The sequence below is a fragment of the Sedimentibacter acidaminivorans genome, from assembly GCF_017873955.1.
Lineage (GTDB): Bacteria > Bacillota > Clostridia > Tissierellales > Sedimentibacteraceae > Sedimentibacter > Sedimentibacter acidaminivorans.
Map to the genome: position 1 here is coordinate 69079 of NZ_JAGGKS010000011.1, position 20873 is coordinate 89951.

General features: G+C 30.4%; 31 protein-coding genes. 3 read left to right on the forward strand and 28 right to left on the reverse strand.

The features are described from left to right. Window positions 1–84: 84 nt before the first annotated feature. The 6 genes from rpmA to J2Z76_RS15495 form a co-directional block, all read right to left on the reverse strand. Window positions 85–378, reverse strand: a complete 294-nt coding sequence (rpmA, locus tag J2Z76_RS15470; protein WP_209512965.1) for a 50S ribosomal protein L27 — start codon at window positions 376–378, stop codon at window positions 85–87. 3 nt (window positions 379–381) lie between these two features. Next, window positions 382–711 carry a ribosomal-processing cysteine protease Prp gene (locus J2Z76_RS15475; RefSeq protein WP_209512966.1) on the reverse strand — a complete coding sequence of 110 codons (330 nt, stop codon included), beginning with the start codon at window positions 709–711 and terminating at the stop codon, window positions 382–384. A gap of 4 nt (window positions 712–715) precedes the next feature. Further along, a complete protein-coding gene (gene rplU, locus J2Z76_RS15480) occupies window positions 716–1027 on the reverse strand; it encodes a 50S ribosomal protein L21 (RefSeq protein ID WP_209512967.1) in 312 nt (103 codons plus the stop codon). A 124-nt stretch (window positions 1028–1151) separates the two neighbouring features. Next, window positions 1152–2621: an Rne/Rng family ribonuclease gene (locus tag J2Z76_RS15485; RefSeq protein ID WP_209512968.1), complete on the reverse strand. Its 1470-nt coding sequence runs from the start codon at window positions 2619–2621 to the stop codon at window positions 1152–1154. 75 nt (window positions 2622–2696) lie between these two features. Then, window positions 2697–3380: a TIGR03936 family radical SAM-associated protein gene (locus J2Z76_RS15490; RefSeq protein ID WP_209512969.1), complete on the reverse strand. Its 684-nt coding sequence runs from the start codon at window positions 3378–3380 to the stop codon at window positions 2697–2699. Beyond that, window positions 3364–5223: a TIGR03960 family B12-binding radical SAM protein gene (locus J2Z76_RS15495; RefSeq protein WP_209512970.1), complete on the reverse strand. Its 1860-nt coding sequence runs from the start codon at window positions 5221–5223 to the stop codon at window positions 3364–3366. Before J2Z76_RS15495 ends, J2Z76_RS15490 begins: the two co-directional genes overlap by 17 nt. Window positions 5224–5442: 219 nt before the next feature. Here J2Z76_RS15495 and J2Z76_RS15500 point away from each other — a divergent pair, with 219 nt between their 5' ends. Next, window positions 5443–6753, forward strand: coding sequence for a bifunctional folylpolyglutamate synthase/dihydrofolate synthase (locus J2Z76_RS15500; protein ID WP_209512971.1), 1311 nt, complete (start codon window positions 5443–5445; stop codon window positions 6751–6753). 62 nt (window positions 6754–6815) lie between these two features. Here the strand turns inward: J2Z76_RS15500 and J2Z76_RS15505 are convergent, their stop codons facing one another. From J2Z76_RS15505 to acpS, 4 genes are all read right to left on the reverse strand, one after another. Continuing rightward, window positions 6816–7166: a type II toxin-antitoxin system PemK/MazF family toxin gene (locus tag J2Z76_RS15505; protein WP_209512972.1), complete on the reverse strand. Its 351-nt coding sequence runs from the start codon at window positions 7164–7166 to the stop codon at window positions 6816–6818. A gap of 1 nt (window position 7167) precedes the next feature. Next, window positions 7168–7443 carry a CopG family ribbon-helix-helix protein gene (locus tag J2Z76_RS15510; RefSeq protein WP_209512973.1) on the reverse strand — a complete coding sequence of 92 codons (276 nt, stop codon included), beginning with the start codon at window positions 7441–7443 and terminating at the stop codon, window positions 7168–7170. A 163-nt stretch (window positions 7444–7606) separates the two neighbouring features. Next, window positions 7607–8122, reverse strand: a complete 516-nt coding sequence (locus J2Z76_RS15515) for a hypothetical protein (protein WP_209512974.1) — start codon at window positions 8120–8122, stop codon at window positions 7607–7609. 86 nt (window positions 8123–8208) lie between these two features. Beyond that, window positions 8209–8583 carry a holo-ACP synthase gene (acpS, locus tag J2Z76_RS15520; RefSeq protein WP_209512975.1) on the reverse strand — a complete coding sequence of 125 codons (375 nt, stop codon included), beginning with the start codon at window positions 8581–8583 and terminating at the stop codon, window positions 8209–8211. Window positions 8584–8740: 157 nt separating this feature from the next. Here acpS and upp point away from each other — a divergent pair, with 157 nt between their 5' ends. Then, window positions 8741–9370: a uracil phosphoribosyltransferase gene (gene upp, locus J2Z76_RS15525; protein ID WP_209512976.1), complete on the forward strand. Its 630-nt coding sequence runs from the start codon at window positions 8741–8743 to the stop codon at window positions 9368–9370. Between the two features lie 63 nt (window positions 9371–9433). On the opposite strand, the gene J2Z76_RS15530 is transcribed toward upp, so the two are convergent. The 9 genes from J2Z76_RS15530 to J2Z76_RS15570 all read right to left on the reverse strand — a co-directional run bounded on the left by J2Z76_RS15530 (window position 9434) and on the right by J2Z76_RS15570 (window position 16147). After that, window positions 9434–9937 carry a QueT transporter family protein gene (locus tag J2Z76_RS15530; RefSeq protein WP_209512977.1) on the reverse strand — a complete coding sequence of 168 codons (504 nt, stop codon included), beginning with the start codon at window positions 9935–9937 and terminating at the stop codon, window positions 9434–9436. A gap of 144 nt (window positions 9938–10081) precedes the next feature. Next, entirely contained in the window at window positions 10082–10471 is a 390-nt protein-coding gene (rpsI, locus tag J2Z76_RS15535) for a 30S ribosomal protein S9 (RefSeq protein ID WP_209512978.1), read from the reverse strand. Between the two features lie 18 nt (window positions 10472–10489). After that, window positions 10490–10918 carry a 50S ribosomal protein L13 gene (gene rplM / locus J2Z76_RS15540; protein ID WP_209512979.1) on the reverse strand — a complete coding sequence of 143 codons (429 nt, stop codon included), beginning with the start codon at window positions 10916–10918 and terminating at the stop codon, window positions 10490–10492. Between the two features lie 149 nt (window positions 10919–11067). Then, window positions 11068–11808, reverse strand: coding sequence for a tRNA pseudouridine(38-40) synthase TruA (gene truA, locus J2Z76_RS15545; protein ID WP_209512980.1), 741 nt, complete (start codon window positions 11806–11808; stop codon window positions 11068–11070). Next, a complete protein-coding gene (locus J2Z76_RS15550; protein WP_209512981.1) occupies window positions 11802–12599 on the reverse strand; it encodes an energy-coupling factor transporter transmembrane component T family protein in 798 nt (265 codons plus the stop codon). The genes truA and J2Z76_RS15550 overlap by 7 nt, the downstream gene beginning before the upstream one ends. Further along, a complete protein-coding gene (locus tag J2Z76_RS15555; protein WP_209512982.1) occupies window positions 12592–13455 on the reverse strand; it encodes an energy-coupling factor transporter ATPase in 864 nt (287 codons plus the stop codon). Before J2Z76_RS15555 ends, J2Z76_RS15550 begins: the two co-directional genes overlap by 8 nt. Beyond that, window positions 13446–14267: an energy-coupling factor transporter ATPase gene (locus J2Z76_RS15560; protein WP_209512983.1), complete on the reverse strand. Its 822-nt coding sequence runs from the start codon at window positions 14265–14267 to the stop codon at window positions 13446–13448. Before J2Z76_RS15560 ends, J2Z76_RS15555 begins: the two co-directional genes overlap by 10 nt. A 144-nt stretch (window positions 14268–14411) precedes the next feature. Further along, window positions 14412–15110 carry a polysaccharide deacetylase family protein gene (locus J2Z76_RS15565; RefSeq protein WP_209512984.1) on the reverse strand — a complete coding sequence of 233 codons (699 nt, stop codon included), beginning with the start codon at window positions 15108–15110 and terminating at the stop codon, window positions 14412–14414. Between the two features lie 233 nt (window positions 15111–15343). After that, window positions 15344–16147, reverse strand: a complete 804-nt coding sequence (locus J2Z76_RS15570) for a transposase (protein WP_209512985.1) — start codon at window positions 16145–16147, stop codon at window positions 15344–15346. Window positions 16148–16229: 82 nt separating this feature from the next. Between J2Z76_RS15570 and J2Z76_RS15575 the strand changes: the two genes are divergently transcribed. Beyond that, on the forward strand, window positions 16230–16463 hold the full coding sequence (locus J2Z76_RS15575; protein WP_209512986.1) for a DUF6904 family protein: 234 nt from the start codon (window positions 16230–16232) through the stop codon (window positions 16461–16463). 122 nt (window positions 16464–16585) lie between these two features. Here J2Z76_RS15575 and rplQ read toward each other — a convergent pair whose 3' ends face one another. From rplQ to map, 9 genes are all read right to left on the reverse strand, one after another. Continuing rightward, entirely contained in the window at window positions 16586–16927 is a 342-nt protein-coding gene (gene rplQ, locus J2Z76_RS15580; RefSeq protein WP_209512987.1) for a 50S ribosomal protein L17, read from the reverse strand. Between the two features lie 26 nt (window positions 16928–16953). Next, window positions 16954–17901: a DNA-directed RNA polymerase subunit alpha gene (locus tag J2Z76_RS15585; RefSeq protein ID WP_209512988.1), complete on the reverse strand. Its 948-nt coding sequence runs from the start codon at window positions 17899–17901 to the stop codon at window positions 16954–16956. 57 nt (window positions 17902–17958) lie between these two features. After that, window positions 17959–18582, reverse strand: coding sequence for a 30S ribosomal protein S4 (gene rpsD / locus J2Z76_RS15590; protein WP_209512989.1), 624 nt, complete (start codon window positions 18580–18582; stop codon window positions 17959–17961). 24 nt (window positions 18583–18606) lie between these two features. Next, window positions 18607–19008 carry a 30S ribosomal protein S11 gene (gene rpsK / locus J2Z76_RS15595; protein WP_209512990.1) on the reverse strand — a complete coding sequence of 134 codons (402 nt, stop codon included), beginning with the start codon at window positions 19006–19008 and terminating at the stop codon, window positions 18607–18609. 14 nt (window positions 19009–19022) lie between these two features. Further along, complete coding sequence (rpsM, locus tag J2Z76_RS15600; RefSeq protein ID WP_209512991.1) at window positions 19023–19391, reverse strand: 30S ribosomal protein S13; 369 nt, start codon at window positions 19389–19391, stop codon at window positions 19023–19025. Between the two features lie 74 nt (window positions 19392–19465). Next, on the reverse strand, window positions 19466–19579 hold the full coding sequence (rpmJ, locus tag J2Z76_RS15605; RefSeq protein WP_008516283.1) for a 50S ribosomal protein L36: 114 nt from the start codon (window positions 19577–19579) through the stop codon (window positions 19466–19468). Window positions 19580–19591: 12 nt separating this feature from the next. After that, entirely contained in the window at window positions 19592–19810 is a 219-nt protein-coding gene (gene infA / locus J2Z76_RS15610) for a translation initiation factor IF-1 (RefSeq protein WP_209512992.1), read from the reverse strand. Continuing rightward, window positions 19792–20115, reverse strand: coding sequence for a KOW domain-containing RNA-binding protein (locus J2Z76_RS15615; protein WP_209512993.1), 324 nt, complete (start codon window positions 20113–20115; stop codon window positions 19792–19794). The genes infA and J2Z76_RS15615 overlap by 19 nt, the downstream gene beginning before the upstream one ends. A gap of 10 nt (window positions 20116–20125) precedes the next feature. Then, entirely contained in the window at window positions 20126–20872 is a 747-nt protein-coding gene (map, locus tag J2Z76_RS15620; protein WP_209512994.1) for a type I methionyl aminopeptidase, read from the reverse strand. Window position 20873: the final 1 nt, after the last annotated feature.

Consider the following 20873-nt stretch of genomic DNA (forward strand, 5'->3'; position numbering starts at 1 on the left):
AATTTTAATTTCTTATCTTTATTATTTATTCCCATATTTATTTTTATTATATAAAAAACCTACCACTTACGGTAGGTCATTATTTTATGCTTCTATTTCACAAGGATATACACTAACTTGCTTTCTTGTTTTATCTTTTCTTTCAAACTTAACTTTTCCACTAACTGTTGCAAATAATGTATCATCACTTCCGATACCTACATTTAAGCCAGGATGAAGTTTAGTTCCTCTTTGTCTAACAAGAATATTGCCAGCTAAAACAAACTGTCCGTCAGCTCTTTTAACACCAAGTCTTTTAGCATTGCTATCACGACCATTTTTTGAGCTACCAACACCTTTTTTATGTGCAAATAACTGTAAATTTAATTTCAATAACATCTTTTACACCTCCTCATAATTAAGTGTAATATAATTATTATAATCTTCTAACAACAATTTAATTCCTACTAAAAAATTCCTATATATTACATCTGTTTTTTCATTGTTTCTTTGAGTTTTAATTTTCAAAAACCCAGTATCCTCTTCAACATCGTAAGTGATGTCAGAATTTGATATACCAGCTACTAAATTCATAGAATTCAGTGCAGTATATGACAATATGGATACTGCTGCACAAACTATGTCTGTGCCAATTGTACCGTATTCTGAATGACCACTTACTACAAAACCATCATATAAATCATTTGATTTATGCATAGTAACATTAATCATTTAATTATCCAACTATTTTGCCAATTTTTAATTGAGTAAATGGTTGACGATGACCTTGTTTCTTTCTATAGTCTTTTTTAGCTTTATACTTAAATACTATAATTTTTTTAGCTTTGCCTTGTTTTTCAACTACAGCTTCTACTACAGCTCCATCAACATATGGTTTACCAACATTTAATTTTCCTTCTTCAGCTACTAATAAAACTTTATCAAATTTTACTGTTTCACCATCAGCGATTTCAAGTTTTTCAACTCTTACCACATCGCCTTCTTGAACTCTGTACTGTTTTCCACCTGTTTCGATTATTGCGTACATATATTTACCTCCTCTTACCAGTCTCGCCATTGCAGGTACTAAAAGTTTAAACCTGATCCGTGCGGCTCTTACAAATGTTAATTTTATCAAAGTATGAACAGTTTGTCAACTTATTTTTACAAATTTATATATTCTGTTTTCCCATTTTTTCAACTACTATATCCTCTGTTAAAATATTTCTATTTTCTTCTATTTGTATTTCAATATTATATTTTTCTTCAATTTTATGGATATCAGCAATACAACTGCTTAAAATTTTATTGTACATCATGTTTCCAACACTAAGAATAACGAACTCACAAGATGTATTAATTTTAATTTTTCTTATAATATTTTCAATCTTTAATATTATTTGAACCCTAGAATTAACTTTACCTCCACCTCGGCAATGTTCACAATCTTCAGTCATCAAATTAAAAAAGTTATCTTTATCCTTTTTTCTAGTAATTTCCATGAGATTTAGTTTAGTCATCCCAACAACTTTTATTTTAGCTTTATCACTTTTGAATATTTTCTTAGCACTTTCAATTATTAAATTTATGTTGTTTTCATTTTTTACATCTATAAAATCAACAATTATTATACCACTAATATTTCTAAGTTTAACTTGCCTTGCAATTTCTCTTAAAGCCAATAAATTTAATGTCAGTGCTGTTTCTTCCATATTATCATTACCAATAAATTTCCCACTATTTACATCTATTACAGTCAATGCTTCTGTTACATCAATAAATATTGAACCACCGTTTTCTAACTCGACTTTTCTGTCAAATAACATATCTATTTGTTTTTCAATGTTAAACATTTCAAATATATTAGTAAATGTATCAATTACTTTTATATCCTTAAGTTCATCTGATACATTATAATATTTTATAAGTTCATCTACTTTACATTTAATCTCTTTATCCTCAACATAAATTTCATCAACTAAATAATCTACGTAGTCTTTAAAAACCTTCTCAATTATATGATTATTTTTATATAGAAGCTTAGGTGCATAAGAGTAATTAAACTCTTGTTGAATTTGATTATACAACTTAGACAACATCAAGTATTCCTTTTCTATTTCTTCCTTTTCTCTATTTTCAGAAAAGGTCCTAATAATCATGCCATTACCATCAGTCATAATACTTTTGCCAATTTCCTGCAACCTTTTTCGTTCTTCTGGATTTTTTATCCTAGTAGAAATATTTACTTCTAAGCTCTTAGGTATTAAAGCAATAAATTTCCCAGGCAATGAAATATCTGTTGTAACAGAAATATCCTTTTCTCCTATAGGCTCCCTACTTATTTGAACTAGAATTTCCTCTCCATTTTTTAAAACCTTATTTATACTTTTAACATCTTTTCTACTAATATTTTTTTCTTTTAGAAATTTATCAGACAGTAAATCATTTTTATTTAGATACGCATTTTTTTTAAGCCCAACATCAACAAAAGCCGCATCCATTCCAGGTAAAATATTTACAACCCTACCCTTATATATGTTTCCTAAATAACTTTCATTGTTTTTCTCTTCGTACAAGAAGTCCTGCAACTTTCCATTTTGTAAAATAGCTATTTGTTCAAAAAAAACAGAATTACTTATCAATATCTGCTTAATAAAAATCACACCCTTCTAACAATTGAATAGAAATAAAATGGAAATTATCCAATTGCTATCTTATTATTCCAATATTGGTTTCATATTTTTATCTAATGACTCTATCTTCATTATTGTGAAATAAGTTATATTAAAACCTTTATCCTCTATGAGCTTCATGAATTCATTAGTTTTCATACTTCCTGTCTCTGTTGTAAGAAAGACAACTTCAATACATGCTTTGTTATTGCTTGTTTTTTTAGCCTTCAAATATTTAATAAAATTTCGTGTATTAATTTCTTTTTCAATCATTTTATTTTTCTTATTTTTCTTTTTTCTTTTATAAATTACTCCAGTGTGAAGCATTTCTTCAAAATAATCATTAAGACTATCTACATCTAAATTATCAAATTCTATATTTATTAAATATTCAACAAATGCACAACGAGCCATTATTGATTCTTCACCATCAGTATACTCTGCACTAAGGATTTGCATTTCCTTTGGAAGTACACGATTCATTTTTAATATAAAATCTTGTATCTCAATCTTTTCATTTAATTCTAATTCAAAGTATTCTCCCACACTTTCATTTCCAAGGGATAAAGGAAACCCAAAAGAAGTTTTCATATGCGGGTTAAATCCTTCACTATATTTAGCAGGAATATTCGCCCTTTTTACTGATCTCTGGATAAATCTTAAAACATCTAAATGAGATATATATTTTAAATTTCCAGTTTTACTGTATTTACTAATTATTTTGCACATGAGGACAAACACCTCCTATTAACTTATTATTAACTCCACAATTACTGCAAACTATCCTACAATCAGGTGTAGTTAAAGCTTCTATAGAATTCTTGTATTCTCTAATTAAAAATTCTTTTGTTACTCCGCAGTCTATAAAATCCCACGGCAATATTTCATCAAGTTCTCTTCCTCTACTTGCATAAAAACTAGGGTCGATATTTAATTCATCAAATGTTTCAACCCACTTCTTAAAGTCAAACATATCATACCAACCATCAAATTTACAACCTTTTTCCCAAGCTCTTATCAATGCATCAGATAGTCTTCTATCTCCCCTAGCAAACACAGACTCAAGAAAGCTAAGTTTAGGTTCATGGTAGCTAAAAGAAACTTTTTTGTCCTTGATTTCTCTTTGAAGTGATTTTGCTTTATCGTATAGTTCTTCAATTCCATCCTGCTTAACCCATTGAAATGGTGTAAATGGTTTAGGAACAAAACATGAAGCACTTACATTTATCTTTAAATTTCCTTTAATATCCTCTTTTGGTCTTTGGAAAAATTTATCCTTAACTTTATATGCAAGTTCTTTTATTCCTAATACATCCTCTATAGTTTCTCCCGGTAGACCAATCATAAAGTAAAGCTTTACTGTAGACCAACCTAAATTAAATGCAGTTTCTACAGGCCCTAATATTTGTTCTTCGGTTAAGTTCTTGTTTATTACATCTCTCATGCGCTGAGTACCAGCTTCAGGTGCAAATGTAAGTCCTGATTTTCTAACTTCTTGAATTCTTTCAATAATATCAAATGTCATTGAATCAAGTCTAAGAGATGGAAGTGATAAACTTACCTTTTGTTCTTCATATTTATCAAGAAGCTTAACTGCTAAGTCAGATAAACATGAGTAATCTCCGGAACTTAAAGAAGTAAGAGAAATCTCATCATGTCCTGTTGAATCAATAAGACTTTCTGCTTGACTATATAAAGTATTTACGGTTTTTTCTCTCACTGGTCTATAAACCATTCCAGCTTGACAAAATCTACAGCCTCTTGTACAGCCTCTGAACAATTCAAGAACTACCCTATCGTGAACCACATCTATATAAGGTAGTATACTTTTTTCAGGATAGTAACTTTTATCTAAATCTTTAATAATTGTTTTTATTATTACTTCTTTGGCATTTTCATTTAAAACTTTTCTTTCTTTTATAGTTCCGTCATCATTATATATAACATCATAGAATTGTGGTACATATATACCTTCCATCTGAGATGCAAGTTCTAAGAATGACTTTTTATTCCAACCTTTGCTTTTTTCTTCCTCATAAAGCTTCATCAATTGAGGCAAAAGTTCTTCACTTTCTCCTATTGTAAATAAATCTATTATATCGTGAAGTGGTTCTGGATTATATGCACATGGACCACCAGCAATTACTAGAGGAATATCATTACCTCTATCTTTTGATTTAAAAGGAATGTTAGCTAGATTTAGCATATTAAGGATGTTAGTATAACTCATTTCATACTGAAGCGTAAATCCTATGAAATCAAATTCCTTTAACTCATCCTTGCTTTCTAGTCCATACAGTGGAATATCATTATCCCTCATAACTTTTTCCATATCTGTCCATGGTGTAAATACTCTCTCACACCATATATTATCTATACTGTTTAATAATCCATATATTATTTGCATTCCAGTATGAGACATTCCCACCTCATATACGTCTGGAAATGCAAATGCAAATCTTATATCTATATCCTCTTTATTTTTTATAACAGAATTAAGTTCGCTACCTACATATCTTGCAGGCTTTTCAACACTCAACAGCTTTCTATCCAATTTTTTTATATCAATCATATTAACCTCTTTTTATATATTATCTATTGATTATTCCTTGAAATGAATCAGTTTATTTTATCATAACATATATAAAATAACAACTTTTTTGTTTGAAATCAAGTTTTATACCCATTGACATTTCATGCATGATATAATAACAAAAAAACAATTGAAAAAAATCCTAATATATACTAATATATGCTTAGTGTAAATTATTAAAATAGTGAGGTAACGAACATGAATTATGAAGAAGCAATAGATTTTATTCACTCAACATATAAATTTGGTTCAAAGCTTGGTCTAGATAACATTACGAAATTAACAGAACTTCTAGGCAACCCCCAAGACAGCTATAAAATAATACATATAGCTGGGACAAATGGCAAAGGCTCTACAAGCAATATGATACATGATGTTCTTGTATCATCTGGGTACAAAACAGGTCTTTTCATCAGTCCATATCTAGAAGAATTTACAGAAAGAATACAAATTAATAAAATTCATATAGATAAAGAATCTCTTGCTAAAATTACAACACTCGTAAAAGAAAAAATAGACATAATGATTTCAGAAGGTTATAACCATCCTACAGAGTTTGAAGTAGTAACTGCAATAGGATTTAAGTACTTTGAAGAACAGAAAATAAATTTTTTAGTTTTAGAGGTAGGTTTAGGCGGTAGATTTGATGCAACTAACGTTGTTAAAAACACACTAGTATCAATTATTACTTCTATTAGCTATGACCACATGCAGTACTTAGGAAATACATTGGAAAAAATAGCATTCGAAAAAGCTGGAATTATAAAAAGAGATAGCAAAGTAATCATATATCCTCAATCAGATAATATAAAAGACGTTGTTAAAAATCAAGCTAAGTTAAAAAATTCAGAAATTTATGAAGTAGACGAAAAAAATATAAGAAAAATCAAAGGTGATATAACAGGTCAAGAATTTGAATATCTAAAAAAAGATGTATTCAATCTTCCTAACCTTAAAATCAATTTACTTGGAGAACATCAACTCTATAACGCCGCCACAGCTCTTTGCACTTTAGAAGTAATAAAAAAATCGGGATATAATATAGATGAACACTCTATAGAAAAAGGCTTTATAAACTGCAAATTTGCAGGTAGATTTGAAATAATAAACAAAGAACCTATAATCATACTTGATGGTGGTCACAACATTAATGGTATAGAATATTTTTCAAAAGCTATAAAAGAATATTTTGGGGATAAAAAAATCATACTGTTTTATGGTATGCTAGAAGATAAAAATCCAGACGATGTGATTGATTATTTAGTGCATTTAAGCAAAGAAATATACACATTAACCCCTAACAATCCAAGAGCAATGTCATCAAACGATATGGCGTATTTAATTAGACAGCATTCAGATATAAAGGTGACTCCTATACAAAAATATAATGAGATACTAAATATTTTAAATGGATTTGACGAAAAAGAAGTTATAGCATTTGTCGGCTCACTATACATGATAGGAGAAGTGAGAACCCTTATAAAAAAAGATTTAAACCTTAAAAATTAAAATGAAGGATTTGTGCGAGCACAAATCCTTCATCAACTATTCATTGTTTTTACTATGTATCGTTAAAAATCTATAAGACCGAGGCTTATTTTTAGACAATCATCAACATCTACCATAAGCTTCTTGTCAAATCTCCCTATTTTTTCTTTCAAACGTTTCTTATCAATTGTACGTATCTGCTCTAACAATACTACTGAATCCTTAGGTAAACTAAAATCCTTAGAACTAATTTCTATATGTGTAGGTAGTTTAGCCTTATTAATTTGAGAAGTAATTGCAGACACAATAACTGTAGGACTATATTTATTCCCAATATCATTTTGTACTATTAAAACCGGTCTAATTCCGCCTTGTTCAGAGCCAATAACAGGACTCAAATCAGCATAATAGACATCTCCCCTTTTTACAATCAAGCTATTCACTTCCTAATAATTTTGTTTCATAACTCAAAAAATCCTCATAATCTCCTTCTGAGTATTCTTCGGTGATGCTTTTATTAATACTGCTCATTTCCAAATAACCAGCCTTCATCTTATCTCTAATTTCAAGCTTTCTTTTTTCAATCAAATAAAACCTTATAGACTTACGTATAAAGTCACTTCTGTTGGTACCATCAACTTTAACTGCATTATCCAGCTCATGCAATAAATTTTCTGGAATAGAAATTAAAATCTTTTTGTTATCTGCCAAATCACACACACCTCACATCAATAAACTCAGATACAGCTATTATAACTTATGTAATTCTATCATAAACTAAGAAGAAATTGAATGGTAACTTATGACTTAATGTGAAAATAATTATTAATGATATATAATTTTACATTAATCCATCGCAACCACAATAAAACTACTATTGAACGTCTATAATATTTATTTCATCATATTGTATAGCTTTTACTAAATCATCATTTTTATAAATAAAAATTTTATCTGGTAACAAATTTTCTTTATTAAATTTCATAACATGCTTATAAATACCATCCCAATAAATTAATTCTTCTGGTATAGGGTCTACCGAACTATTGAATTTATTTAAATCAAATTCATAAATTAAAGGATTAACCATATTGAAATTATCAATTCTAACACTACTATCTGTAAATTTATCATTATTTAAAACACATACGCTATCTGTATAATCAATACTCCAACAAGAAGAACCTTCATTGATTACAAAACTATAGTCACCATCCTTACACATAATTTTAACACTATAAGAATTATCAGTATTATCTGTATACACTTTCATATTTGCTTTACCTGTATAATTGACTGGGATAACAAAGGATTCATCCTTTACCGAACATCCTGCTAAAACAATGCAACTAAATGCTATAAATATTATAAATTTTAAAATACTTTTCACTATATAAAACCTGCCCTCATATATAATTATATACTACTTATATGACAACAACCTTTAATTTATACCTATTTTATAATCCTAGTATACTACTTATCACCTTCTGCAATGCACGAAGCAATAGCATAATCCTTAATATGTGTTATGGAAAGTTGTATATTAGTAATTTTATTATCTTTTGCAATTCCAAGTGCATTATTTGAAAGTGTAACCATGGGTTTTCCCATTTCATTTTTTGATATTTCAATATCTAAAGGCCCAAATGTTGAAAAACCTGTTCCAAGACTTTTGGAAACAGCTTCCTTTGCAGCAAATATCCCAGCAGCAGTTTGAGGATTAAACTTTCTTAGCTTAATGTATTCTAATTCCTTTTCAGTGTATATTTTTTTCAAAAATACTAAATTCTCAATATTTTTTTTAATTCTTTCAACTTCTATAACATCGATACCATTGCCTTTAATCATTACAAATCATTCCTTTCAACTTAATTAAGATTAATCAACTAAAAAAATATTAATTGACAAAGAGCTTAATCTGTATAATAATTATATTATAAGTTCTAGTTCTTTACAATAAAACTTAACAATTATTCTAAATTAAATATAAAAGGAGTAACATATTATGAACAATGTAACAGTAGTTTCTCATCCATTGATACAACATAAATTAACAATGTTGAGAGACAAAAACACATCATCGAAAGATTTCAGGGAGTTGGTAAGAGAAATTGCTATGCTTATGGCGTATGAAGTAACAAGAAATCTTCCACTTGAAGATGTTGATATAGAAACACCTATATGTAAAGCAAAAGGAAAAGTTCTATCAGGAGAAGATATTGCAATAGTTCCAATACTACGTGCTGGATTAGGAATGGTAGATGGTATGCTTGATTTAATACCAAATGCGAAAATTGGACATATTGGACTTTATAGAAATGAAGAAACTTTACAACCCGTAGAATATTATTGCAAACTTCCACAGGATATAGAAAACAGAATAGTTATAATAACAGAACCAATGCTTTCAACTGGTGGTTCAATGCTTGGGGCAATTGATTTATTAAAAAGACATGGCGCTAAAAAAATAAAATCAATACATTTAGTATGTGCTCCTGAAGGAGTAGAAATAGTTACAAAAGCTCATCCAGATGTAGAAATATACGCTGCATCAATAGATGAAAAATATAATGACATAGGATACATAGTTCCTGGTTTAGGAGATGCTGGAGATAGATTATTCGGCACAAAATAAAAAGCAAACAAAAAAAGGGGATGGTCAATCAAAAAGAACCGTCCCCTTTTTTTGTTTTTTTATTTAAATAGAAAGTTTTTCTATAAATCTTTGATTTTTCATCATACTTGATACAACAACAGTACCAACTACTGTAACTACAACAAATTCACCAATTCCTACATATAGGGCATTCATCCATAATGGTGTTTGAAACAAATAATATAATTCCCATCCAACTATAAATGCATTAGCAATAACTGGCCCAAAGCTAGCTATTATTAAAGAATTTTTCGAATAACCAACTGTTTTTCTAATTGCAATTATAAATAATATGGCTACTAATGTAGCAAATGGCCCTACTATAACATCAATAACGCCCAGGGGACTAGGTAAATTTGCTAAAATACATCCAAGAACTAACCCTGTAGCATATTTCGGCTCAATAAACACAAACAAAACTAATATTTCAGCAATTCTAAATTGAACCTCTCTATAGCTTATAAAAGAAAAACTCAACGTTAAAGCTGCATATGCTGCTGCAATAAGCGCAGTCTTTGTAATAAATTGTACTTTGTTTTTTTCCATAAAAAAAACTCCTTTCGTATTATAACAACGATTCTCGGAGTCACTTAAAAAAACCTGATTTTTTTAAAGTGGGTGCCAAGAAAACACTTTTTAAATGATAGGGACAAAACAAATTGTCTCGCCCCTCCATCAATTATTCTATTATTATCTCTTACTAAACTGAGATGCTTTTCTAGCTTTTTTAAGACCGTATTTCTTTCTTTCTTTCATTCTAGAATCTCTAGTTAAGAATCCAGCTTTTTTTAGTATTGGTCTTAATTCCTTATCAACTTCAAGCAAAGCTCTTGATATACCATGTCTCATTGCTCCAGCTTGACCTGTAAATCCGCCACCTTTAACATTCATTAGAACATCATACTGTCCCAATGTATCTGTTATTAACAAAGGCTCTCTAACTATAACTCTTAAAGTTTCATATTTTAAATATTCATCTAAATCTCTTTTATTAACAAGTATTTTACCTGTTCCTGGAACTAATCTTACTCTAGCAATAGCGCTTTTTCTTCTTCCAGTTCCTCTATATTGTACGTTCATCTATTTCGTCCTCCTTATTTAAAACTCATATACTTCAGGCTTTTGAGCTTGATTATTATGCTCAGGTCCTGCGTATACTTTAAGTTTTTTTAACATTTGTCTTCCCAAGCTATTTTTAGGAAGCATTCCTTTTACTGCAAGATAAACCGGTTGAGTAGGTTTAGCTTGTATAAAATCTTTATAAGGAGTTTCTTTCATTCCACCTGGATATTGTGAATGATGTCTATATAATTTTTGATCCCATTTGTGACCAGTCAAAACTATTTTCTCTGCATTTACAATTATTACGAAATCTCCTGTATCAACATGTGGAGTATATATTGCTTTGTGTTTTCCTCTTAAAAGTTTAGCAACCTCTGTTGCTAATCTACCTAATGTTTTTCCTTCAGCATCTATTACATACCATGCCCTTTGTACTTCATTAGGTTTAGCGATGAAGCATTTCATTTTGTTTCCTCCTGTAATTCTATAACTTATATTTATTTTATAAATTCAATCTATTCAAAAAACCTAACTCCGGGGCATTGGAACGGTTTTTCTCTCAATATCATACTATAATATTCTATAATACCAAGCAAAATAAGTCAAGGACTTTTTTAAGAATAATCTACTTCTTTTAAAAATAATCCCTCTGGCTTTGCTGTATGTCCTAGTATTGTTCTATCTTTAATTTCTAAAGCTTCTTGAATACAACTAATTTCTTTTGTTCCCTTACCTATATCTATCAAAGTACCTGCTATAATTCTGACCATATTATACAAGAAACCACTTCCATTTATATATAATCTAATAATTTTATCTTCCTTTATAAGCTTTGTTGTATAAATGGTTCTAATAGTTGTCTTGACTTCTGAGCCTGCGGACATAAATCCTTTAAAATCATGTGTCCCTACTAAAAAGGTTGAAGCTTTATCCATTTTTTCATAATCAAGCTGTGAAGGTATAAAATAAGTATAACGGTCATAAAAAGGGCTATTTATTTTATCATTATAAATTTGATACATATACGTTTTATTATGTGCATCAAATCTAGAATTAAAATTTAAAGGTACTTCTTCAGAACTTAAAACTCTAATATCTTTTGGTAAATTAGCATTTAAAGCTAATTTTATTTTACCTGTCTCTATTTTAGTTTCTGTTACAAAATTAGCTACTTGCCCTAAAGCATGTACTCCTTTATCTGTTCTACCTGAACCAGTCAAACAAGTTTTTTCTTTAGTTATAATATTAATTGCATTTTCAATGGCTTCCTGTATAGTAACATTATTAAGTTGAGTTTGCCATCCATGATAATTTGTGCCATCGTATGCAATAACTAATTTAATGTTTCTTACCATATCCTTGATATTATTATTGTTGCAAGATAAATAACAAAAATAAATGCTGCAACATAATCTCCTCTATGAATTTTTAACTGCCTCATGCGTGTTCTATTATCTCCACCTCTATAACATCTAGCTTCCATTGCCATTGCTAAATCATCTGCACGTCTAAATGCACTTATAAATAATGGAACCAACAACGGAACAAGGTTTTTAGCCCTATTTACGATATTCCCACTTTCAAAATCAGCCCCCCTTGATTTTTGAGCCTTCATGATTTTTTCTGTCTCTTCCATTAAAGTAGGAATAAATCTAAGTGCAATTGTCATCATCATTGCAAGCTCATGAGCTGGTACACCAATTCTTTTAAATGGTTTCAATAAACTTTCAATACCATCTGTCAAAATTATTGGTGATGTGGTTAAAGTTAATAAAGACGTCCCCATAATTAAGAGGGTCAACCTTATTGCCATAAAACCAGCTTGTTTAAGACCCTCCTCTGTTATTTTAATAAATCCTATCTCATATATTATTTTACCTGGAGTCATTAATAAATTTATTATAAATGTTATTGTAATTATTAAAAATATTGGTTTAAGCCCTTTCAATACAAACTTTATTGGTACCTTTGAGGTAATAATTGCAACGGCTAAAAATGCTACTACAACTAAATATGCAGTAAAACTTTTTATCAGAAATAATGAAAAAATAAAAATGAAAGTTATGATTATCTTAACTCTTGGATCAAGATTATGTACAGGCGATTCGACTGGATAATGCTGCCCTATAGTTAAATTTTTAAACATTTTTTCTTCTCCTTATTTCTTTTAATATTTCTTCCTTAGCTTCATCTACTGTTATCACATCAGACTTTATATTAAATCCTCTTTTTCTAAGTTCATTCGCTAATTCCGCTATTTGTGGTATACCTAAACCAATTCTAACAAGCTCTTCAGATTGTGCATATATTTCTTTTGGAGTTCCTTGCATGTGAACTTTTCCTTTATACAATACTACAACCTTGTTAACTAACTTTGCTATATCTTCCATACTATGAGATACAAGTATAACTGTAACGTTGCTTATTTTGTGTAATTTCTTGATTTGTTCAAATATTTCGTTTCTACCTGCTGGGTCAAGTCCTGCAGTAGGTTCATCTAATATTAGATATTTAGGCTTCATAGCTAATACACCTGCTATTGCAACCCTTCTTTTTTGGCCACCACTTAAATCAAATGGTGAAACATCTTTAATTCTATCATAATTAAATCCAACCAGTTCTAATGCTTCTTTAGTTCTTTTATCTATCTCTTCTTGATTTAATTTAAGATTCATAGGGCCAAATGCTACATCTTTTGCAACTGTTTCTTCGAAAAGTTGATATTCTGGATATTGAAATACAAGACCCACCATTTGTCGTATGTTTCTAAGCTTTTTCTTATCCTGTCCTACTACTATATCATCAACAAGAATCTTTCCCTCCGTAGACATTTCTAATCCATTAAAGAGCTGTATAAGAGTAGATTTACCTGAACCAGTGTGGCCAATTATACCTATGAAGTCTCCTTGTTCTATACTTAGGTTAACATCATCTAAAGCTAATGTTCTAAATGGTGTTCCCTCACTATATACATATTTAATGTTTTCTGCTTTTATTGACATAATAAATCCACCAATTCTTTTATATGTATTATATCAGAAGGTATATTTAATCCCTCTTCTTTTAGCGCCTGTGCTAATTCTGTAACTTGTGGTACATCTAACCCGAATTTTTTAATTTCTTTTAAATTTTTAAAAACTTCCTTTGGGGTCCCATCTAGTTTTATATTTCCTTTATCCATAACTACTACTCTATCTGCCTCAACTGCTTCGTCCATATAATGAGTTATTAATAGTATAGTTTTTCCTTGTTTATTTAATTTTTTCAAAGTATCCATTACTTCTTTTCGTCCAGATGGGTCCAACATTGCTGTTGGTTCATCAAGAATAATACAATCTGAATTCAAAGCAAGTATTCCTGCAATCGCTATTCTTTGTTTTTGACCACCTGAAAGCATATGTGGCGGTCTAGTTCTATATTCATACATACCAACTGCTTTAAGGGCATCATCAACTCTTTTCCTTATTTCAGAGGATTCCACACCTTGATTTTCAGGTCCAAAAGCTATATCTTCTTCTACAATTGTTGCAACTAACTGATTATCTGGGTTTTGAAAAACCATTCCTGCAGTTTGTCTAATATCCCATAGTTTACTATCATCAGAAGTATCCATATCTTTTACATATATTTTACCCTCAATTGGCAACAACAACGAATTAATAAGTTTTGCTAAAGTTGATTTTCCAGATCCATTATGACCTATTATTGCAGTAAACTGCCCCTTTTTAATATTTAAGCTAACAGTATCTACAGCATATTTTGTATCTTCTTTACTATATTTATATTTAACATTTTCTATTTTAATTATATCCATATTGTTTTCACACCTATATTTCCTAAATAAAATTATTTCAATACAACTAAGATAATAACATTATCTACATAATTTTACAACAACAATTTTAAATGCGCTGGGGACAGTAAATGCGCTGGGGACAGTCCCCAGCGCATCCTGTCATTATTTATACATGTTAGAATATTTGTGTCCTGGAAGCATTGTTGCTTGTCTGTACTGATTAAGTTCGCTTACTGTAACTAGCTGATATCCCCTTTTAACTAGCTCAGGAACAACAATTTTTACAGCATCAGCTGTTGTACCATAAATATCATGCATCAATACAATATCACCATCTTTTACATTTTCAAGAATATTGCTACATATTTTTTTAGTATTTCTATTCTGCCAATCCAATGTGTCAAGTGACCATAAAATGATTGGTTTATATATTCTGCTACTTATTCTATCATTTACAAATCCGTACGGAGGTCTAATAACCGTCGGTTTTATGCCAGTAATATCTTCTATAAACTCATCAGTTCCTACTATCTGCTGATATAGTTCATAATCTGATATACTAGTTAAATCTTTGTGATTATAACTATGATTCCCAATTTCATTTCCTTCATCAATCATTCTAACTAATATTTCTTTATTTTTTTTAACTTCATTACCTAAAACAAAAAATGTTGCTCTTGCATCATTTTCTTTTAATACATCAAGTATAATTGGTGTATAATATTGGGATGGTCCATCATCAAAAGTTATTGCTACCATCGGTTGATCAGGGTCTATCTCTCTATCGAAAGCAAACACCAGTGAGTTCATTATAAAAATTAACATTATCATAATAGAATATATTAATATTTTCTTTTTCAATATTTTTCCCCCTAGAATTTAATATTTTATATACATACCTTATATACATATTGTATATACATTCATTATATAATTCCATATTAGATTTTAGGTTATAATGGAAAATAAAACTTTATTTTGCACGATTATGGTAATAAATACATTCAAAAATGCAACTATATTTAATCGTAGCAAGATATCGCTGGTCTGTTCCATTGCAGTTATAGATGCAATGGGGACAGTCCCCACTGCATCTATAACTGCTTTTTGGCAATACTATGTATCGTACCCCTAGTTGTATTCATCAATTCACTAATCTTTCTGTGAGATAATTTAGTGCTTTTTAGAAGTTCTATAATCATTTTTTCATAAGCATCTCTTTTATTATAAAATTCTTTAGCATCTGTTATACCCTGTTGAAGGCAGTAATTTTCTATAATTATTTGTGCCCTTTCTTCTCGATATAGATCTATATCTTGTTTAATATCAATAAATTCATAATCCTCTTCCACTATTTTTTCATGAGATAAGTGAAATTTATTAAAATCATTTAGTGATCCTGAAAACATATCTAAAACAATCTGTTTTTCATCTAAATTTAATAACATTTCTTCACTATTTTCTAAATAACTTTTATAACTGCTCCAAGGATAGTTAAGAGGTTCTGACACTATTCCAGCTTTTACAGGGTTATTATGTATATACTTAATAGCTTGTAATAAATATGAATCCGTACTTATGATTTCACTCTTGTACCGTCCTTGAAACACATGTCCTATTCTATCATGTATAAAATTATACCTTAATGCATATTTTACATTAATCCATTTTATTATTTCACTCATCTCTACTAAATCTGAATGAATCAATAAATGAGCATGATTATCCATGATACAATATGCTACTATTGATATCCTTCCTTCATCCTGCTTTAAACTAAGTAATTCAATAAAATACTGTTTTTCAAATCTTTTGCTAAATATAGTTTCTCTGTTATTACCTCTCACCATAACATGATAATACCCAGAAGGGCTTTCTCTTCTTGCTACTCTTGCCATTTTTTTCACCTCATAATTAGATTATCATTAGTAGATTATGTCATCTATCGTTAGATTCGCAAATTATGTAAGTAATGATTTTATGATTAATTATATCACATGTTACAATACACACAATAATGTTTTAATAATTAATAGAATTATTAGATGCAATGCGAAATTATCAAATATATTAAGACGAATATCACAATTTAACTACGATGATGAACATGAGGAAATTATAAAAGTAGTCACACAAGCAGCAAAAGAATATAATTGTTCATTAGAAGATATTCAGCTTAAAGGATGCGAATATTCAAATGAAATTTTGTGGTAATGAATTAATGATGCAGTGGGGACTGTCCCCATTGCATTTTTGGATAAAAAAAAGGATTAAGATGAATCTTAACCCAATTAATTGTTTGTTTATTTGTTTGTTTTGCTATAATTAAATAAGTATTATACTAATTCAATTATAGCCATTTCTGCTCCATCGCCTCTGCGAGGTCCCATTTTAAGAATTCTAGTGTATCCACCGTTTCTTTCTGAATATTTAGGAGCAACTTCTTCGAATAGCTTATATACTGCATTTTTGTCATATATATATGCTAATGCCTGACGTCTTGCATGTAGGTCTCCTCTTTTACCAAGAGTAATCATTCTTTCTGTAACTCTTCTTAACTCTTTAGCTCTTGTTACTGTTGTAACTATTTTGCCATTGTTAATCAAGCTAGCAGTCATGTTTCTCAACATTGCAACTCTATGGTCAGTAGTCATACCAAGCTTTCTGTGATTAGCCATGCTTCGTCCTCCTTTATAACTGATTATTAATTATCATTTTTCCTAAGAGATAATCCTAATTCTTCTAGCTTTTTCGCTACTTCGTCTAAAGACTTTTTGCCAAGGTTTCTTACTTTCATCATATCATCTTCTGATTTGTAGGTAAGCTCCTCTACAGAATTAATTCCTGCTCTCTTTAAACAATTGTAGGATCTAACTGATAAATCAAGTTCCTCTATTGTCATCTCTAGTACTTTTTCCTTTTCATCTTCTTCTTTTTCTATCATTATTTCAACATCATTTATGTGTTCAGTTAATGATATAAATAAATTAAGATGTTCGTTCATTATTTTAGCACCAAGTGAAACAGCTTCTTCTGGTTCTATGGTTCCATTTGTCCATATTTCTATAGTTAATCTATCGAAATCTGTTCTGTTGCCAACTCTTGTATCTTCTACTGCAAAATTAATTTTTTTAACAGGAGTGTAGATTGAATCAATTGGTATTACGCCAATTGATTGACTATCTTTCTTGTTCCTATCAGCTACTACATACCCTCTACCCTGTTCCATTTCCATCTCTATTATGAGTTCAGAACCTTCTTCTAAAGTAGCAATATGCAGGTCTTCATTGACAATTTCTACATCCCCACCTGTTATTATGTCTCCTGCTGTTACTTCTTTAGGTCCCTTTGCATCAATTAACAATTGAACTGGTCCTGGGACATTCATTTTAGCAGCAAGATTCTTAATATTAAGAATTATCTCTGTTACATCTTCTCTAACACCTGGTATAGTTGAAAATTCATGCAACACACCTTGAATGTTTATAGATGTAACGGCTGCGCCTGGTAAAGATGAAAGAAGTATTCTTCTTAGTGAATTTCCAAGTGTCGTCCCATAACCTCTTTCAAGTGGTTCAACTACTATTTTACCATAAGTATTTTCATCGTTTTTTTCAATTAACGTAATATTAGGTTTTTCAATTTCTATCATCCCAAACCCTCCTTACTTGATTTTTTTTTGCCGAGGGTAATAATTCTTAATTATTTGTTATTTAGAATACCACTCAACAATTAGATGCTCTTCTATAGGTATTTCAATATCTTCTTTTGCTGGTTCAGCTATTACTCTTCCTGTGAAATTATCAGGATCAACTTGCAACCACTGAGGTGCAGTTTTTTTATGATTTTCAATCAATTCTTTGAATTTTGCTGAACTTTGGCTTTTTTCTTTGATTTCTATTACATCACCAGCACTAAGTACCATAGATGGAATATCAGCCTTTTTACCATTTACAGTGAAATGACCATGTACTACTAATTGTCTTGCTTCTGGTCTTGAACTAGCAAAACCTAATCTATATATTACATTATCAAATCTTAACTCTAATAATTTTAAAAGGTTATCTCCAGCTTTTCCTGACATTTTTTCTGCCATATTGAAATATTCATGGAACTGACCTTCTAAAACTCCATAATACTTTCTAACTTTTTGTTTTTCTCTTAACTGTATGCCGTGGTTTGTAAGTTTTTTATTGTTCTGTCCATGTTGACCAGGAGCATAATTTCTTCTTCCAATTCCACATTTATCAGAGTAGCATCTATCACCTTTTAAATAAAGCTTTAAACCTTCTCTTCTACATATTCTACATACAGGTCCAGTATATCTTGCCATTATTTCACCTCGTTTCTAATCTACTTATACTCTTCTACGTTTTGGTGGTCTACAACCATTGTGAGGTATTGGAGTAACGTCTTTTATTAAATTTACTTCAAGTCCGGCTGCCTGTAAAGATCTGATTGCAGCTTCTCTACCTGAGCCCGGTCCTTTAACATATACTTCTACTGATTTCAAGCCATGTACCATAGCTCTTTTTGCTGCTTCTTCTGCTACGATTGAAGCTGCATAAGGAGTAGATTTTCTTGATCCCTTGAACCCTAATTGACCTGAGCTTGCCCATGAAATTGCATTTCCGTGCAAGTCAGTCAAAGTTACAAGTGTATTGTTAAAAGTAGACTTAATATGTGCCTGGCCTTTTTCTATATTCTTACGTTCTCTTTTTCTTACTCTAGTTGTTTTTTGTTGTTTTTTAGCTGCCACTTAAGTCCCTCCTTTTATTTTTTAGATTTTTTTCCTGAAACTCTCTTAGGACCTTTTCTAGTTCTTGCATTGTTCTTAGTATTTTGTCCTCTAACAGGCAATCCTCTTTTGTGTCTTAATCCTCTATAACAGTTGATTTCTTTTAATCTTTTGATATTCAACGCTATTTCTCTTCTTAAGTCACCTTCAACACGACGCTTATCTATTTCTGCTCTTAATTTTGATATTTCATCTTCTGTCAAATCTTTTATTCTAGTATCAGGGCTAATTCCTGCTACTTTAAGTATTTTATTAGAAGTTTGTCTGCCAATACCAAATATATATGTCAAACCTATTTCAACTCTTTTATCTCTTGGTAAATCAACACCAGCAATTCTGGCCATTAAGCTTACACCTCCTACCATAGTTGTTACTTATTATAAATTTTTCTCTACTCGTCATAGTTAAAAACAATTTATTAACCTTGTTTTTGTTTGTGCTTAGGATTCTCACAGATTACCATGACTTTACCTTTTCTTTTAATTATCTTGCACTTTTCACAAATTGGTTTCACTGATGGTCTTACTTTCATTGTAATCCCTCCTTACTTTTTCCTCCAGGTTATTCTTCCTCTTGTCAAATCATATGGTGATAATTCAAGAGCTACCGTATCACCTGGTAGAATCCTGATATAGTTCATCCTCAGTTTTCCAGAAATATGCGCTAAAATCTGGTGTCCGTTTTGAAGCTCAACTCTGAACATTGCATTTGGAAGTGCTTCAAGGACTTTTCCTTCGACTTCTATTACATCTTTCTTGGACATTGATCACTCAACCTCCATTCATCAGATACATTCTTGTTGAAAGGCTCAAGGAGCTTTCTAACAAATGCATCGTTTAGATTTTCGTTACCTTGTAATTTTTCAGCAAATTCTGTCAATACTGCTTTATACACAACTAAATGTTTCACTTTTTTCTTTTTAGGAGAACTAAGTTTTCTTAGCTCGCCATCACATACTAATACATAGTTTTCGTCAACAACTTCATAGATAATAAAGATTCTATCTTTATCTCTTCCAGCTTTTGATTTAACTATTTGCCCTATTTTTAAATTTGTTGTCAGTTCCAATAAATCACCTCTACAATACAGTTAATAGCTCTGGTTCACCATCAGTTATTGCTATTGTATGCTCATAATGAGCTGATGGTTTACCGTCAAGCGTTACTACTGTCCAATCATTATCGAGTACTCTAACATTATATGTTCCAGCATTAATCATAGGTTCTATGGCAAGGACCATTCCTGGTTGTAGACGGGGTCCCTTTCCAGGCTTTCCGAAATTAGGAATTTGTGGTGACTCATGCATATTCTTACCAACTCCATGACCAACATAATCTCTAACAACAGAAAATCCAGCACTTTCAGCATACTCTTGTATTGCATGAGAAATGTCAGATAACCTATATGATTCTTTTGCAAACTTTATGCCCTCATAAAAGCTTTGTCTAGTTACTTCGACTAACCGTCTTTTCTCTTCATCAACTTCACCTACAAGGAAAGTCTTTGCTGAATCTCCAACGTATCCTTCGAATGTTGCACCAATATCTACACTGATTATATCGCCTTCTTTGAGCTTTTTATCTCCAGGCATTCCATGCACAACTTCTTCATTAATTGAAGCACATATTGAATATGGAAATCCATTATAACCCTTAAATGTTGGTATTGCATTCTGTGATTTTAAAAAATCTTCAACAATTTGATCAAGTTCTTTAGTAGTAATACCGGGTTTAATATTGTTCCTCACAAGTTCATGAGCCTTGGCAACTAATCTCCCGGCTTTTTTCATTATCTCAATTTCTCTTCTTGTTTTGAGGATAATCATA